Raw genomic sequence first — 16,039 nt, 5'->3', positions numbered from 1 at the left:
GCCTGCGCTCATGGATTGACGGGTGTCTTCGCCGCGATCAGCGCGCTCAGATTGCCGACGCCGGGCAGGCGATGCGCATACAGCCGCGCGATGTCGCCGCCGCTGTGCAGATGCTCGAAATGCTCCAGACCGATCGACAGGAATTCCGCACTGCCATCGTGCGGCGTTTTGATCTCGCCGACTTCGAGTGCCTTCAAGGCGCTGATCCAATGGAAGGACTGGCCAGCGTCTTCGCGATTGAAATAGGCGTACCAGACCGGAATGCGGAACAGCCGCTCGAACGCCACCGCGCGTCTGAGTTCATCCTCATAGGGCAGGCTGTAGCAGGTGTTCTTGTACCTGTTGCGGTTCTTGACGTCGATGGCGATCAAGCCGATCGACTCCAGCAGCAGCAGGAAATCCGGCCGTTTGACCGCTGTGCCGAACAACGGCGCGAAGGTCTCCGGCGCCTGGCAGATGGCCACATAACTGAAGCCATGTAACTGCAGCCACGCGTTCATCGCACCCTCGCCCTGCTTGCCCAGTTCGATCAGGGTCACTGCGCTCATGTGGTGCCGCTCCTTGTCGCCGCGCACGATCGCGCATGTCCAAACGCTAGCAATCCGACGCGATGGCGCTCAAGCGCCCACTGTCCGATGTGCGGCCTAGTCGAGAAAATGCGCCACCGCCGCTTGCTTCGATGCACGTGTCTGTCTGCGCGCAGGCGGGTTGGTCTACGATAACGCTCCTTCCCTGCTCATATGGTTCGTGGCTTATGAACTCAGCTGCACGACGCGCACTGGTTACCGGCGGCAGCGGCGATCTTGGCGGTGCGATCTGCCGGCACCTGGCTGCGCAGGGCCGGCATGTGATCGTGCACGCCAACCGCAACCTGACGCGTGCGGACGAGGTGGTTGCCGCGATCGTGGCCGATGGCGGCAGCGCACAGGCAGTGGCCTTCGATGTGGCCGACGCGCAGGCAAGTGCGGCGGCGCTGGAGCGTTTGCTGGAAGCTGGCCCGATCCAGATCGTGGTCAACAATGCCGGCATCCATGACGACGCGCCGATGGCAGGCATGAATGCCGAGCAGTGGCACCGCGTCATCGACGTGTCGCTGCACGGTTTTTTCAACGTCACCCAGCCCTTGCTGCTGCCGATGGCGCGCACGCGTTGGGGCCGCATCGTCAGCGTGTCGTCGGTGGCGGCCGTGCTGGGCAATCGCGGGCAGACCAACTACGCCGCCGCAAAGGCGGCGTTGCACGGCGCCAGCAAGTCGCTTTCGCGCGAAATGGCCAGCCGCGGCATTGCAGTGAATGTGGTCGCGCCGGGCGTGATCGAAAGCGACATGGTCGGCGACAGTTTTGCGCCGGAGGTGATCAAGCAATTGGTGCCGGCCGGCCGCGTCGGCAAACCCGATGAAGTGGCCGCGCTGGTCGCCTTTCTGTGCTCGGAACTGGCCGGTTACATCAATGGCCAAGTGATTGGCGTCAATGGTGGGATGGGCTGAGGACGACCAACAAAACGAGTGCGCAGTGCCAGTCGGGCGTGGCCTGCTTTGGGGTCGCTATCAGCACACGGCCAGGCTGGCAGTTGAGAGCACCATGTACTCGAAGCTTTGAGTTGCTGCAGGGCCCTTGCCCGCTCACCATCGCGGGACACGCTGCAAGTACGTCCTTGTAAGCTCTTTGGCGGCATCCATGCCGCCAAAGGTCCCGCGACGGTGAGCGGGCAAGGACCAGTTGGGATGGTTGGTGCGCGCAGGTTTCAACAAGCGAGCATCAAACCGCGCGACGCGGTGTCCTCGCTCTTCAACACAACCACCAGCCAATTGTTGGTGCGGTGTCCTTGCCGATTGCGGGACCGTTGGCGGCATGGATGCCGCCAACGGTCCCCCATGGACGGGTTTACGGCGTGTCCCGCGAGCGGTGAGGGCACCGCGCGCTCGACGCCGTGCGTTTGCTGCTGGTTCTTGCTTGCCCATCATGGCGGGACAGGCTGCCACTATGTCCCTGTAGCTCTCCCGTGGTGTCGATGCCGCGTCAGGTCGCGCTGCGGTGGGCCGGCGAGGACCAGTCGAAAGTGTCGGTATGCACGACTGCGAGCAAGGCATGCCGGCTCGGCCGCCGGACTCCTCTTCTCTTCATGATCAGAGCGCGCCTGCGTGAAGCACGTGCCGCTCAAGAACATGCGTTTCTAGGGAAAAGCGCCAGGGTTGGCGCGTTCGACAGCCTCACGCCGCGTCGGCATACCACGGCGCCGTAAGAATCGCCTCGCCGCTGGCATCGGCCGTGAGCGCATCCAGGCCGTGGTCGGGCAGGTCGGGGTAGCGTTGGCGTGCCTGTTGCAGGATCTCGCGCGCCAGCACTGCCATCTGCGCGACATTGCCGTGGATGCGCGCGACAAACGCATCATCGTCGAGCGTGTCGTTCAAGGCGCCATTGAGTTCGTTGAACCAGCCGATCAGGTATTGGTCCAGCAGCCGTCCGCTGCCGGCGGCGATGCCCTGGGCGGTATTGCGCACGCCCCATGCATGCAGCACCTGCTGCATTGCCAGGTTCATGTCGCGCGCGTGCAGGAAGTCGTTCTTCATGCGCGAGAGCAAGCTGAGATGGGCGATGCGCCCGCTGCAGAACAGCGGCGCCAGCAACGACCAGTAGTAGGTGTAATCCCAGATCACCTTGACCGGCATGACCTGCTCGTCGCCGAACAGCGCGTACTGATCCTGATACAGCGTCAGCGTGTTTTCGTAGAACGAGAAATACAGCTGCTGGTACAGCTCCACGTACGGGCTGAGCGACTTGCCGGCGCGGTCGCGGCCGATCAATTCACAGATGTAAGTGTTGGAGATGGCGATGAAGTCGCTGCCTGGCGAATAGAACGGGTCCAGGAACACGCCCGCTTCGCCGGTCAGTGCCCAGCGCTGCGACGAGAACACCTGCTTGCAGCCATACGAGAAGTTGCGCAGGAACAGGAAGTCCTGCAGCCGGTAGTCGGCCTGGTCGAGCGTGGCGGCCACCTGCGGCTGATGCGTGCGCAGCCAGGTCATCGCCTTCTCGTGGGTGTTCATGCTCTCCAGCGGATGCAGGTCTGCATCGCAGACGATGCCCAGCGAATGCGCTCCCGACGACAGTGGAATCAGCCAGAACCAGTAGCCCGGCCCGCACATGTGATTGGTCGAACGCCAGCGGTCCGGCGGCGTGCAGCGTTGCAGCCAGTTGCTGTCCTGCGACCAGCCGTTGGGGTCGATCAGGCCTTCCACGCGCCACCACACTGCATTGGCGTTGTGCTCGTTGTCCTGCGCCAGGCCGAGCTTGCGCTTGAGCAGGCCGGCACGGCCACTGGCATCCACCACCCAGCGTGCAGCCAGCGTGCCTGGCGTGCCGTCGCGTTCGAAGCGCACGGCGTGGTCGGTGTCGTCTTCGGACAGGTCCACGCCCTTGACGCTGCAGCTGTCGATGAAAGCGATGCCCTGCGCGCGTGCACGTTCGCCCAGAAAATTTTCGAAGCGGCCGCGGTCGATCTGCCACGACGGCGTGGGCAGGATCTTGCTCACGCCCAGTTCGGTGCAGCGGTCGATGTCTTCGCGCTTGTCGGAGAAGAAGAACCGGAACCCGAACTTGCGGATCTGCTCGGTTTCCAGATGCTCGCGCAGGCCCAGCACGTCGGCGAAATAATGCGCGCCGATTTCCACCGTGGATTCGCCGACCTTGAACGCGGCCTCGCGGACCGGATGCGCGCGCCGTTCCAGCACGGTGATGGCAAGCTCCGGATCGCGCTGCTTCAGTTGCAGGGCCAGGCTCAGCCCGGCCAGGCCACCTCCGGTGATCACGACATCGGCGCGCTGTGCATTCATGAGGAGTGGTTGCTCTTGGTGACCGCGGGGACAGTAGCAAATTCGCCGTCGGGATCGTCAACGATCACCGGGTTGGCGCGTACGCGGCGATATTCGCGCCACACATGGCCGTATGCCCACACCTGTTTGACCACGTGCGAGGTGATATTCCACAGGTCGCGCACCAGCCGGAAGTGGCTCTTGCGGAAGGTGCCCGGCGAGGTGCCGGCGTAGCGGGTCTCGATCGGCACGGCGACCACGCGTGCGCCAGCCTGGCGTGCGGCCGAAATCAGCAGCTGCGCTTCGAACACGAAGCCCTCGCCGGGCACGTTTGGCAGGGTGAACACCGAGGCCGGATACAGCCGTTGGCCGCTTTGGCTGTCGATCAGGCGGAAGCCGCACCCCCAGGCAATGCCCCAGTCGCCGAAATCGTTGCCGATGCGGCGGATGGTGGGCTGGGTGGCGCGCTTGCGCATGCGCGCACCGATGATCACGCAGCCCGGGTGGCGGTTGGCGGCAGCCAGCAGGCGCGGGAAATCGGCCGCCTTGTGCTGGCCGTCGCCGTCCATGGTCATCACCGCGCGCATGCCAAGCCGCTGTGCTTCGGCAAAGCCACTGCGCAGTGCCGCGCCCTTGCCCATGCGCTGCGGGTGACGGATCAGCGTGACCGGCATGCCGGCGATGCACTCGGCGGTGCCGTCGTCAGAGCCGTCGTCGATCACGATGACGTGCGCGCAATAGGCCAGCGCGTCGGTGACCACTTCGCGGATGCGCAGCGCCTCGTTCAAGGCCGGCACCAGGATGGCGGTGTCCTCCCGGCTCAGCGGTTGCCGGCTCATTGCCGGACCTCCACGCGCAGCACCCGGCCCGGCGCGGCATACAACGCCACGCTGCCGCCATCGCCGGCCAACAGGTCCAGCAGCGGCAGCATCGGCGCCATGGCATTGCCGGCGATGTGGCGCGCCAGCGCGCCGTCGCCGGGCGAGGGCGCGCCGTCGTCCAGATGTGCCTGCAGCTGCGGCTTGCCGGCCTGGCCGGGCGTGCCCAGCACCAGCGCGCTACCCAGCAGCCCCTGGCTGGGGGCGACGCGCCCGAGCGGCCCGACCGAGCGGGCGTCGTAGCTGGCCAGCAGCACGGCCTGCGCGCCGGCAGCGCGTTGCACCAGCGCCTCCAGCAAGCCCTGCGCGAAGCTGCCCAGGCCGGCGCTCATCGCCGTGGCCGGGGTCATCGCACCGGCGCCGATGGTCCAGTAGCCGGCGGCGGCGTTATGCACCGAGTTGTGGAACTTGGTTGGCGAAATCGCCAACGGATCGCTGGCCAGCGTGGTGCACATGTAGTCGGAGATGGCCAGGTCGCCGTAGGTCGAGGTAAAGATCGACGGCAGGCTGGCCGGGTCGCGGCCTGCGGCGCTACAGGCGGCCAACGCAGCGTCCAGCGACACCGCCACCGTGTCCGGCGCACGCCGGCGTTCGTTGGCAGCCAGCAGCTGCGGCGCCGGGCGGGCGGGAGTGTCCTGCAGCGCGCCGCCGCGCGCGAAGGCGCCGGCAGCTTCCCAGCTGGGCAGGCCCTGGGTCCAGAAGCCGATCCCTTCGATGGTCGCGGTCAGCATCAGCGGGCCCGCCCGAACAGCAGCGAACAGTTGTTGCCGCCAAAACCGAAGGAGTTGTTCATGGCGTAGTCGATGCGGGCATGGGCGTTGTCGAAGCGGATTTGCGGGCCACAGGCCGGGTCGGGGATGTCGCTGTTGAGCGTGCCGGGCAGCACGTCGTCGCGCAGCGCGAGCAGGGCGATCACCGATTCGACGATGCCGGCCGCGCCCAGGGTGTGGCCGGTCCAGGCCTTGGTCGAACTGGCGTGCAAGGTGCCGGGGAAGATCGCAGCCACTGCGGCGGCTTCCACGCTGTCGTTGGCCGGCGTGGCGGTGCCGTGCAGGTTCAGATAACCCACTGCGGCCGGCTCCAGACCGGCGCGGTCGAGCGCACCGCGCATCGCCAGCTGTGCGCCCAGCCCTTGTGGGTGCGGCGCCGACATGTGGTGGGCATCGCTGGACTCCCCGTAGCCGTACAGCCACAGCGCGGCATCCGGTGCGGCGGCCGGGCGTTCGAGCAGCGCAAAGCCGCCGGCCTCGCCCAGGCTCAGGCCGACCCGGCGTGCATCGAATGGCTGGCACATCTCCGGCGCCACCACCTGCAGCGAGTTGAAGCCGAACAGCACGCTGCCGCACAAGGTGTCCACACCGCCGACCAGCGCCGCGTCGATCACGCCGGCCTCCATCAGCCGCGCCGCCTGGGCGAACACCTTGGCGCTGGACGAACAGGCCGTGGCCACGGTGGCGCACGGGCCACGCAGGCCGGTGGCGTGCTGCACGAAGTCGCCCAGCGAATGCGGGGTGTGCACGATCGGGCGATTCAGATCCTCGGGGAAGCGCGCGCCGTCGGCGTCGTCGACCAGCCGCGTATAGGCTTCTTCGCTGGCGCCGATGCTGGAGGTGGAGGTGCCGATGATCACCGCCACCCGCTCGGCGCCGTAGCGCTGCGCAGCGGCCTGCACGGCCTGCGCCATCCCGTCCTGCTGCAGGGCCAGCCAGGCCAGGCGGTTGTTGCGGCAATCCCACGCTTGCAGGGAATCGGGCAGTACAACGTCTTCAACGCCATCGACGCGGCCAACCCAGCACGGCAGCAGCGGTTGCGGGCCGAAATCGTTGCGACGCAGGCCGCTGCGTCGGGCGGTCAACGCGGCGGCCTGGGCGGCAAGCCCGGCACCGAGCGCGGTGGTGGAAGTGAACGCGGTGACGGCAACCGGGGCCATCTGGGACGAATGCTGCGCTTGGCTCACGATGGTCTGGCTGTCAAAAAGTGCGGTCAGTATATCGATGGCGCGCGTGGGTCCCGTGGACGGCGCAACTGAACGTCACCGTCATGTGGCTGACGCGGCTGGGATTTTTCGCACAGGCCGCGCTTTCGCCATCGCCGCAATTGCGACACAATCGACGCGACACATCTCTCTTCAGAGCGCGACCACGCGCGCATGCACGCCTACGTCTATAAAAGCCAACGCAAGCAGGACACCTTCGTCTATCTCGCCGCACGTGACGATTTCTCCGGTCTTCCTGCCGCCGTGCAGGCGCAGCTGGCGCCATTTACGTTCGTGCTGGATGTGGCGTTGACGCCCGAGCGCCGGTTGGCGCAGGCCGATGCGGCCACGGTGCGCGAGGCGCTGGGCAAGCACGGCTTCTATCTGCAATTGCCCAAGACCATCGTGCTCGCCGGCGAGTGCGACCATGACTGAGCCTGTGCGTGGCGCACGGATGCGCGCCGCAGCGCTGGCCGGTACGGCTGGCGTGGCGCTCTGCCTGCTCGGCGGCCTTGGCGGCGTGGTTGCTGCGCTGAGCCTGTGGCTGGCGCAGCCGGCGTTCGCGCTGGCGGTGTCGTGGGCGCGTGGGACGCGCGCAGTGCCGGGCCAGCCGCGCGCGATCGCGCAGGCGCTGCCGCCGTTGCTGGCCATCTGGGGCGTGGGCCTGCTGGCACTGGCGGCGCTGATCAGCTGGCCGCTGACCGCCCTGCGCGACAGCGGCAGCCTGGCGGCCGCGCTGGCGCTGAGCGTCGCAGTCAGCGCGGCCTTGCTGGGGCTGTGGCGGACCTGGCCGTTGTGGGGCGAGGTGGAACGCGACGGTGGCGCGCTGGCACCACGCTGGCAGGCGCTGGCCGCGCAGGAATTGCATGCCTGGCGCGGCCTGCTGGCGGCCGCGCTGGTGCTGGCGATGTGCACCCTGGCCGTGGTGCTGGCCTGGCCGGGCTGGTTGTCCGGCGGCCTGCGCTGGGGTCTGGCGGTGGCTGCCGGTGTGCTGCTGCCGGTGGCCCATCTGCTGCTGCAACGCACCGCCGCACCCATGCGCAGCGATGTGCCGCACACGCGCCAGGCCGCCGATTTCTTCTCCGAAGCCGCCGCCGAACCGCGCCCGCTGGAACCGGTGGCCCGGCATCAGCTGGTACCCGAACTCTTCGAGGCCGCGCGCAGTGGCCGGGTGGACCGCGCACTGCAATTGCTCGAGGCCGGTGCCGACCCGCAGGCGCTGCCGCTGCCGGAATGGCGCGATCAGCGCAGCTTGCCGGCGCTGGCGGCGGTGCTGCCGGACCTGCGCCTGCTGCGTGAGTTGATCGTGCGCCGCGTCGACGTCAATCAACCGCATCGCGGCATGACCCCGTTGCTGGCCGCCACCCGCGACAGCTGGCACGGCCGCCCGGATGCGGTGATGACCTTGCTGGCCAATGGCGCCGACCCGCGCGCCAGCGACAACGACGGCAACACCCCCTTGCATCATGCCGTGCGCAGTTCCGACCCGGGCGTGGCCGCGCTGTTGCGCGATGCCGCCGCCGAGCTCGACGCGCTCAACAACGAAGGCCATTCGCCATTGGCGATGGCCTGCCAGGTCGGCAACTGGCGGCTGGCCAAATTCCTGCTGGAACGCGGCGCACAGTCCGAGCCCGAAGGCGGCGCCCCGGTGCTGCTGGCGGCAGCCGGTACCGAAGAAGACGATCCGGCCGGCGTGCAGTTGCTGCTCAAGCACAAGGCGCGTGTGGACGCGCGCGACCGCCAGCGGCGCAGTGCGCTGCACGAAGCCGCACTGGCCGGTCACGGCGACATCGTCGAGGCGCTGTTGTCGGCCGGGGCGAATCTGGAAGCGCGCGATCTGCTGGGCCGCACGCCGTGGCTGGATGCCGCGCGCCAGGCACGCAGCGCCGTGCTCGAACGCCTGGTCGCGCGCAAGGCCGATGTGCTGGCCATCGATGGCGACGGCCGCAACGCCTTGATGCTGGCCTGCGCGGCCGACAACGTCTCGCCGGCGCTGATCCGTCGCCTGCTGGACCTGCAGGTGCCTGCCGACAGCGTGGATGCGCACGGCCGTCGCGCGGTGGATGTGGCCGCCGAGGCCGGACGTTGGGCGATCGTGCAACTGCTCGATCCCGCTTACCCGTTGCCGGCCGCGGTCAGCGACGCGCAGGGCGAGGCGCCTGGTGTTGCCGTGCTGCCCGATCGCCCGCCGCTGGTGCTGTTGCGCGAAGGCCTGCAGCTCGGCCAGCGCGACGGCCTGGTCGCGCTGGCGCGGCTATGCGCCCCGGAAGAACTGGGCGGCCTGTTGCACGACGCACATCTGGCCTTGAACGCCGAGGCGGTCGACTGGCTGCTGCGCCATGGCGCCGACGCCGAGGTGCGCGACGCCTGTGGCGATGTGCCGATGTTTGCGCTGCTCTCGCGCGGCGTGGAGGCGGTACCGGCGTTGCAGGCATTGTTGCGGCATGGCGTCTCGCCGGCTGGCGCAGGTGGCCTGACCCGGTTGCTGAGTGCCTGCGTGCAGCACGATGCGGCATCGCGTGGGCTGGAACAGTTCGCGCTGGAACTGCTCGAACGCGGCGCCGACCCCTTCGCGCCGTCGGCCGCAGGCGATCCGCCGTTGTCGCTGGCGGTGCGGCTGGGCTGGCTGCGCCTGCAGCAGTGGTTGCTGGAACATGGCGTGGACCGCGAAGCGCGCGACAGCCACGGCATGACGGCGCTGCATCTGGCCACCGCGCTGGGCCGCGATGCCTCGCTGAAACTGCTGGTCAAGCAGGGCGCTTCGCCGGAAGCGCGCGCTGCCGACGGGCAGACCCCGCTGGGCGTGGCGCTGTCGATCGGCCGCCGCGATCTGGCCGACTGGCTGGACTGGCGCATCTGGTCGCTGCCGCGCCGCACGCTGCGCGAAGCGGATGTGCCGGCCGCCGCGATGACCGGCGATACCGATGCGGTGCGTCGCCTGATCGATCTCGGCCTCACCGTCGATGCCGTCGACGCGCAAGGCTGCACCGCGCTGCTGCGTGCCGCCGGTGGTGGCCATCTTGGCGTGGTCATGCACCTGCTTGGCCGCGGCGCCGATCCGCAGCGCGCGGCCAACAGCGGCGCCACGCCGTTGTCGGCGGCGGTGAGCATGCGCCAGACCGAGATCGTAGCCGCCTTGCTGCACGCCGGTGCGCAGATCGAGCACCGCCTGCCGGGCGGGGTGACCGTGCTGATGCTGGCCTGCGCACTGGGCCTGCCGGACATCGTGGCGCGCCTGCTCACCGCCGCGGCCGACGTGCACGCCACCGACAATCAGGGGCTGGCGCCGTTGCATTGCGCGGCGTTGTACGGTTTCACCGCGCGCGACAAGAACCGCCTGTTGGCTCTGTTGGACACCTTGCTGCTGGCCGGCGCCGACCCGGACTTCCTGGCCGGTGGCCGGGTCAGCCCGTTGCTGCTGTTGCTGGGCGCGCGTGCCGAGCCGGGCACCTCCTGCGACGAGCAGGTGGTGCTGGCCGGCGTCGAACGCCTGCTCGACGAAGATGTCTCGCTGGATGTGGCCGACCAACGCGGCTTCGGCCCGCTGCATCTGGCTGCACTGCACGGCCTGCCGCTGCTGGTGCAGCGCCTGCTGCGCGCCGGTGCCGATGCCGACCGCCGCGATGCGCTCAACCGCACCCCGCGCGAGATCGCCATCATGCGCGGCTTCATCGACGTGGCCGGCCAGTTCGAACCGGCGCTGCCGGGCGTCTCCTCGATGGCGCGCTTCCTGCGCGAAGGCCGCTGAGCCAGCGCAGCGGGCAACCGCTGCCGGTGCCGTTCTTGTGCAGCCGTAACCGTCTGCACAGCCCCGCCGCCGAGCGCGTCTTCGCCGACTGGCCCGGCGTGCAGGCGCAATCGGCCGGGCTGGCCGCCGATGCGCACGTGCAGGTCACACCGGAGCCGTTGCAGCAGGCAGAGGTGGTGCCGGTGATGGGACGGCGCCATCTGCAGCTGCTGCGCAACGCTTCGCCGCGCATCTGCGCCACTGCCGGGTGATCTGCCTGCAGATGCAAGACGACGATTCGTCTATGGATCCGGCACTGGTACGCCGCCTGAAACACACGGTGCCACCGCTGCTGGGTCTCCCGGCGCAGTCGTAACCTGATCCCGACACGGCCCATGCAAGACTGCGGGTTCTTTCGCCGGAAGGAAGCGCCCAACCAATGAGCGTGCGTATCGAGGACCACGCAATGCTGGGCAACTGCCACAGCGCGGCCCTGGTCGACCACCGCGGCACCATCGGCTGGCTGTGCCTGCCACGCTTCGATTCCGATGCGGTGTTCGCTTCGCTGCTGGGCGACGAACAACACGGGCAATGGGCATTGTCGCCGGCTGCCGACTTCCGCACCGAGCGCGCCTACCAGGACGATAGTCTGGTGCTGTGCACGCGCATGATCACCGACAGCGGCACGGTGGAGCTGATCGACTTCATGGTCGCCAGCGAAAACGGCGAAGTCCATCAGCATCTGGTGCGCATCGTGCGCTGCGTGCAGGGCAGCGTGCCGATGCACATGCGCCTGACCTTCCGCTTCAACTACGGCCGCACGGTGCCATGGGTGACGCGCATCGTCGATGGTATCCGCGCCATCGCCGGCCCCGATCAACTTGCCTTGCGTTCGCCGCAAACGCTGCGCGGCCAGGACATGGGAACCGAAACCGACTTCACCCTGCGCGAAGGGCAAAGCACCTGGTTCCTGCTCAGTCACGGCGCCTCGCACCAGGCCACGCCGCCCTTGATCGACGCCGAACAGGCGCTGCAACGCACTACCGCGTTCTGGCACGGCTGGGCGCGCCGCTGTACCGATGTGGGGCCGTGGACCGAGCAGGTGCGTCGCTCGCTGGTGGTGTTGAAGGGGCTGAGTTATCTGCCCACCGGCGGCATCGTCGCCGCGCCCACTGCCTCGTTGCCGGAGCATCTGGGCGGCACGCGCAACTGGGATTACCGCTATTGCTGGCTGCGCGATTCGGTGTTCACGCTGATCGCGTTGTTGCAGGCCGGGTACCGCGACGAAGCGGCAGCCTTTCGCGATTGGGTCCAACGCACCATTGCCGGTTCGCCGGATCAATTGCAGGCGCTGTACGGCATTGCCGGCGAACGCCGCTTGCAGGAATGGGAAGCGCACTGGCTGCCCGGTTATGAACATTCCGGCCCGGTGCGCATCGGCAATGGCGCGGTGGATCAGTTCCAGCTCGATGTGTATGGCGAGTTGATCGGCGCGTTCCATTACGCCCGCGAAAAGGGCGTGGGCCTGCCGTCCGACGACGACGGTTCGTCTGCATCGCTGCTGGAAAAGATTCTGGAAACCCTGGAAACCCTGTGGCGCGAACCGGATGAAGGCATCTGGGAAATCCGCGATGAGCGCCGCCACTTCGTGCATTCCAAGGTGATGGCATGGCTGGCCTTCGACTGCGGCGCGCGCGACGGCATCACCAATGCAGATGCCGAGAAACGCGCACACTGGGGCCGCATTGCCGAGCAAATCCACGCCGAGGTACTGGAAAAGGGCGTGCACCCGGATGGCCACTTCGTGCAGAGCTATGGTTCGGATCGGCTGGACGCCTCGCTGCTGCTGATTCCCATCGTCGGCTTCCTGCCGCCGGACGATCCACGCATCGCCGCCACTGCCGATGCGATCGCACGCGATCTGACCATCGACGGCCTGGTCGAGCGCTATCGCGCCGACGACAGCGCCGATGGCTTGCCGGCCGGCGAAGGCACCTTCCTGGCCTGCAGTTTCTGGCTGGTGGAAAACTACGCATTGCTCGGCCGCACCGACCAGGCGCGTGCGCTGCTCGAACGCCTGCTCGGGCTGTGCAACGACGTCGGCCTGCTCGCCGAAGAATACGACCCGCGCAGCAAACGCATGCTCGGCAACTTCCCGCAAGGGTATTCCCACGTGGCCCTGGTCAATGCGGCATTGCGCCTGCACGGACGCATGGGCGAAAAGGAAACGCATCCATGAGTGAGCAAGCAACCACACCGCCGTGCATCATCGTGGTGTTCGGCGCACGCGGCGATCTGACCAAGCGCCTGGTCATGCCGGCGCTGTACAACCTGCGCCGTTCCGGTGCGCTGGGCGATGAGTTCGCCATTGTCGGCATGGACCATGGCGACATCAGCGAGCGCGCGTGGCGGACCAACATGGGTCAGTCGATGACGCAGCTGCTCAGCAGTCGCGATGCCGAATTCCAGACCGATCAATTCGACACCGCCACCTGGGACTGGTTGCGCGAGCGCATGCATTACCTGCGCGGCGACTTCACCGATCAGGGCGCCTACCGATCGCTGGGCGGGGTGCTGGACAAGTTGCACAAGCGCTACGGCACGCAGGGCAATGTGCTGTTCTATCTGGCCACCGCCGCGCGCTTCTTCGAGCCGGTATTGCTCAACCTGGGCGAGGCTGGCCTGGTCAGGCAACGCGAAGGCGAAGGCTGGCGCCGGGTGATCGTGGAAAAACCCTTCGGCCACGACCTGCCCAGCGCCCAGCATCTCAATGCCACGGTCGCCAGGGTGCTGCACGAAGATCAGGTGTTCCGCATCGATCATTTCCTGGGCAAGGAAACCGTGCAGAACATTCTCGCGTTCCGCTTCGCCAATGGCTTGTTCGAGCCGGTGTGGAATCGCGACCGCATCGACCACGTGCAGATCACCGCGGCCGAAACCATCGGCGTGGAAGGGCGCGGACGGTTCTACGACCCCACCGGCTGCCTGCGCGACATGGTGCCGAACCATCTGTTCCAGCTGCTGGCGATGATTGCGATGGAACCGCCAGCGGCGTTCACGACCGAGGCGATGCATCGCCGTCGCGCAGAAGTGATCGAGGCGGTGCGCCCGATCAAGCCCGAAGACGTGGTGCGCGGGCAATATGCCTCCGGCGCGGTCAATCGCAATGCGGTGCTGGGCTACCGCGAAGAAGATACCGTGCCCGACGATTCGGACACCGAAACCTACGTGGCGATGAAGCTGCAGGTGGATACCTGGCGCTGGGCCGGCGTGCCGTTCTACCTGCGCACCGGCAAGCGCCTGCGCGAACGCACCACCGAGATCGCGATCCGCTTCAAGCCCGCGCCGCTGGCGCCGTTCCGCAGCACCGAGGTGGGCGGCTACGGCCCCGATTGGCTGGTGCTGCATATCCAGCCGGACGAGGGCATCTCGCTGCAGTTCGACGTCAAGCGCCCGGGCGCGCAGGTGGCACTGGCGCCGGTGCGCATGGACTTTCGTTACCGCGACTGGTTCCCCAAGGAATACACGGTGGGCTACGAGCGCCTGCTGCAGGACTGCATGAACGGCGAGGCCGGCCTGTTCCAGGATGCGGCGATGGTGGAGGGCGCATGGCGCATCGTGCAACCGATCCTGGACGCATGGAAACAGCCGCCCAGCGACTTCCCCAATTACGCCGCAGGCAGCGCCGGCCCCTCGGCCGCCGACGCATTGCTGGCAATGAACGGCGGACACGCCTGGCGCGCACTCACCCCAGGGCGCAAACCCCCGCCGCGTCGTCCGCCGGAAGTGCGTGCTGGTGCTGCGACGCCGGTGAAGAAAGCTGCCAAGAAGACGGCAAGCAGGGTCGGCAAGGCGCCGGCCAAAAAGCTCGCCAGTGCGTCCGCCAGACGCGCATCCGCTGCTACAGCGAAGTCCTCGCAGGATGCAGCCACGTCGTCTGGCGGCGCGGCCAAGAAAACGGTGCGCAAACGCGCAACCAGCAAGGTCGCAAAGGTCGCCGGCAACACCGCGGCAGGCAAGGGCGCAGCGAAGAAGTCGGCCAGCAAGACCGTGGCGCGCACGCCACGCCGCTGATGGAGGCGAGCGGCCGACAGCCTCCGCAACTCCACGTAGGAGCGTGCCTGCGCGCGACACGGGCGATACCGGTCATGCCCGTGTCGCGCGCAGGCACGCTCCTACGAACAGCGCAGCGATTGTGGGTGGTTGGTGGGGGCTCGCCATCCGCATCGGATTATGACTTTGACGCAATCGAACGATCGCGTGCAGGTCGTCTCCGAGGCAACGACGGCGTCGTTACCGCTGACGAACGATGCACCACATCCAGGTAGGAGCGTGCACGCGCGCGATGAGCTTTATCGGTAACGCGCGGTCGCGCGCAGGCACGCTCCTACGAAGGTAATCCCCCCACTTTTAGCGGTCGCCAGAAGTGGAGCTAAGCGGCCATCGCCAACTTCATGGCAGGCGTGATGCCGCCGAGCGCCATATTCGGACGCTCGTGGTTGTACGTCCATAGCCAGCGGGTGGCTTTGTCCTGCACCTGGTCGATGGTGTCGAACAGGGTTTGGGCGAGCCAGGCGTAGCGGATGGTGCGGTTGTAGCGTTCAACGTAGGCGTTCTGCTGTGGCTTGCCCGGCTGGATGTGCTCGACCCGGATACCATGCCGCTGCGCCCAGGACAGCAACGCGCCACTGATGTATTCAGGGCCGTTGTCGCAGCGGATCACGGCGGGCTTGCCGCGCCACTCGATGATCTGCTCCAGCGATCGGATCACATGGGCTGACGGCAGCGACAGATCCACCTCGATCCCCAGCCCCTCGCGATTGAAGTCGTCGAGCACATTGAACAGCCGGAAGCTGCGGCCGTCGGCCAACTGGTCGTGCATGAAGTCCATCGACCAGACCTGGTTGATAGCCTCCGGCACCGCCAGAGGCTCGGGCCGCTCACGCACCAGCCGCTTCCTCGGCTTGATCCGCAGGTTCAACTCCAGCTCGCGGTAGATCCGGTAGACCCGCTTGTGATTCCAGCCAAAGCCCTTCACGTTGCGCAGGTACAGGTAGCACAGGCCAAAGCCCCAGTCGCGATGGGCGGTCGTCAGGCGGATCAGCCAGTCGGCGATCCGGGCGTTCTGCTCGCTGGCCTTGGCCTGGTAGCGGAAGCAGGTCTGGCTCACCGCGAAGGCCTGGCAGGCGTGGCGGATGTTCGTACGCCCGCTCGTGACTGCCGATTGGGCCATCTCGCGTCGCTGAGATGGCCTCACCATTTTTTTGCGAGCGCTTCCTTCAGCAGGTCGGTACTGAGCTGCGCCTCGGCGTACATCTTCTTGAGCCGGCGGTTCTCCTCCTCCAGCTCCTTCATGCGCGCGACCATGGACACGTCCATGCCGCCGAACTTGCTGCGCCACTTGTAGAACGTGGCCGAGCTGATGCCGTGCTCGCGGCACAGCTCCGGCACGGGCGCACCGGCCTGGGCCTGCTTGAGCACGGCGATGATCTGGCTGTCGGTAAAGCGGGACTTCTTCATGGAACCTCCTCGGGAAAGGGGACGAGAAAATTCCACTTCTGGCGTCTGCTAATGGGCGGGGGGATTACCCGAACAGCGCAGCGATTGTGGGTGGTTGGTGGGGGCTCGCCATCCCATCGGCGTATGAC

11 protein-coding genes and 1 pseudogene are annotated in these 16,039 nt (G+C 67.3%); 6 read left to right on the top strand and 6 right to left on the bottom strand.

What is annotated here, in order from left to right; genetic code table 11:
- Nucleotides 1-8 precede the first annotated feature (8 nt).
- Nucleotides 9-548, bottom strand: a complete 540-nt coding sequence (locus ACCQ00_RS19785) for a hypothetical protein (protein ID WP_039572111.1) — start codon at nucleotides 546-548, stop codon at nucleotides 9-11.
- Nucleotides 549-754: 206 nt separating this feature from the next.
- On the opposite strand from ACCQ00_RS19785, the gene fabG reads away from it, so the two are divergent.
- On the top strand, nucleotides 755-1,486 hold the full coding sequence (fabG, locus tag ACCQ00_RS19780; RefSeq protein WP_039572113.1) for a 3-oxoacyl-ACP reductase FabG: 732 nt from the start codon (nucleotides 755-757) through the stop codon (nucleotides 1,484-1,486).
- 723 nt (nucleotides 1,487-2,209) lie between these two features.
- Here the strand turns inward: fabG and ACCQ00_RS19775 are convergent.
- Genes ACCQ00_RS19775 through ACCQ00_RS19760 form a run of 4 tightly spaced genes read right to left on the bottom strand, consistent with a single transcriptional unit; the run spans nucleotide 2,210 to nucleotide 6,619 of the window.
- Nucleotides 2,210-3,832 (bottom strand): NAD(P)/FAD-dependent oxidoreductase, encoded by a 1,623-nt coding sequence (locus ACCQ00_RS19775; RefSeq protein ID WP_039572115.1) that lies wholly within the window; start codon nucleotides 3,830-3,832, stop codon nucleotides 2,210-2,212.
- Complete coding sequence (locus ACCQ00_RS19770) at nucleotides 3,829-4,650, bottom strand: glycosyltransferase family 2 protein (RefSeq protein ID WP_039572116.1); 822 nt, start codon at nucleotides 4,648-4,650, stop codon at nucleotides 3,829-3,831. Before ACCQ00_RS19770 ends, ACCQ00_RS19775 begins: the two co-directional genes overlap by 4 nt.
- Complete coding sequence (locus ACCQ00_RS19765; protein WP_039572118.1) at nucleotides 4,647-5,420, bottom strand: beta-ketoacyl synthase chain length factor; 774 nt, start codon at nucleotides 5,418-5,420, stop codon at nucleotides 4,647-4,649. Before ACCQ00_RS19765 ends, ACCQ00_RS19770 begins: the two co-directional genes overlap by 4 nt.
- Nucleotides 5,420-6,619 (bottom strand): beta-ketoacyl-[acyl-carrier-protein] synthase family protein, encoded by a 1,200-nt coding sequence (locus ACCQ00_RS19760; protein WP_039572120.1) that lies wholly within the window; start codon nucleotides 6,617-6,619, stop codon nucleotides 5,420-5,422. The genes ACCQ00_RS19765 and ACCQ00_RS19760 overlap by 1 nt, the downstream gene beginning before the upstream one ends.
- A gap of 219 nt (nucleotides 6,620-6,838) precedes the next feature.
- Here ACCQ00_RS19760 and ACCQ00_RS19755 point away from each other — a divergent pair, with 219 nt between their 5' ends.
- The 5 genes and pseudogenes from ACCQ00_RS19755 to zwf all read left to right on the top strand — a co-directional run bounded on the left by ACCQ00_RS19755 (nucleotide 6,839) and on the right by zwf (nucleotide 14,465).
- Nucleotides 6,839-7,099 carry a YcgL domain-containing protein gene (locus ACCQ00_RS19755; protein ID WP_017156303.1) on the top strand — a complete coding sequence of 87 codons (261 nt, stop codon included), beginning with the start codon at nucleotides 6,839-6,841 and terminating at the stop codon, nucleotides 7,097-7,099.
- Nucleotides 7,092-10,412, top strand: a complete 3,321-nt coding sequence (locus tag ACCQ00_RS19750) for an ankyrin repeat domain-containing protein (RefSeq protein ID WP_039572122.1) — start codon at nucleotides 7,092-7,094, stop codon at nucleotides 10,410-10,412. Before ACCQ00_RS19755 ends, ACCQ00_RS19750 begins: the two co-directional genes overlap by 8 nt.
- Before the next feature lie 26 nt (nucleotides 10,413-10,438).
- A pseudogene (locus ACCQ00_RS19745) lies at nucleotides 10,439-10,767 on the top strand (low molecular weight phosphatase family protein).
- A gap of 63 nt (nucleotides 10,768-10,830) precedes the next feature.
- Nucleotides 10,831-12,630: a glycoside hydrolase family 15 protein gene (locus tag ACCQ00_RS19740; protein WP_017158573.1), complete on the top strand. Its 1,800-nt coding sequence runs from the start codon at nucleotides 10,831-10,833 to the stop codon at nucleotides 12,628-12,630.
- Nucleotides 12,627-14,465: a glucose-6-phosphate dehydrogenase gene (gene zwf, locus ACCQ00_RS19735; protein WP_372354011.1), complete on the top strand. Its 1,839-nt coding sequence runs from the start codon at nucleotides 12,627-12,629 to the stop codon at nucleotides 14,463-14,465. The genes ACCQ00_RS19740 and zwf overlap by 4 nt, the downstream gene beginning before the upstream one ends.
- Nucleotides 14,466-14,823: 358 nt before the next feature.
- On the opposite strand, the gene ACCQ00_RS19730 is transcribed toward zwf, so the two are convergent.
- Nucleotides 14,824-15,911, bottom strand: a protein-coding gene (locus ACCQ00_RS19730; protein ID WP_099770648.1) for an IS3 family transposase whose coding sequence is annotated in 2 segments (ribosomal slippage) — nucleotides 14,824-15,659 and nucleotides 15,659-15,911 — 1,089 coding nt in all. Because the reading frame shifts where the segments join, the coding sequence is not laid out codon by codon here.
- Between the last annotated feature and the right edge of the window lie 128 nt (nucleotides 15,912-16,039).

The organism is Xanthomonas sp. NCPPB 3761 (assembly GCF_041475705.2).
GTDB lineage: Bacteria > Pseudomonadota > Gammaproteobacteria > Xanthomonadales > Xanthomonadaceae > Xanthomonas > Xanthomonas phaseoli.
Note: the sequence above shows the minus strand (reverse complement) of the source record. Positions and strands in the feature narration are given on the sequence as shown.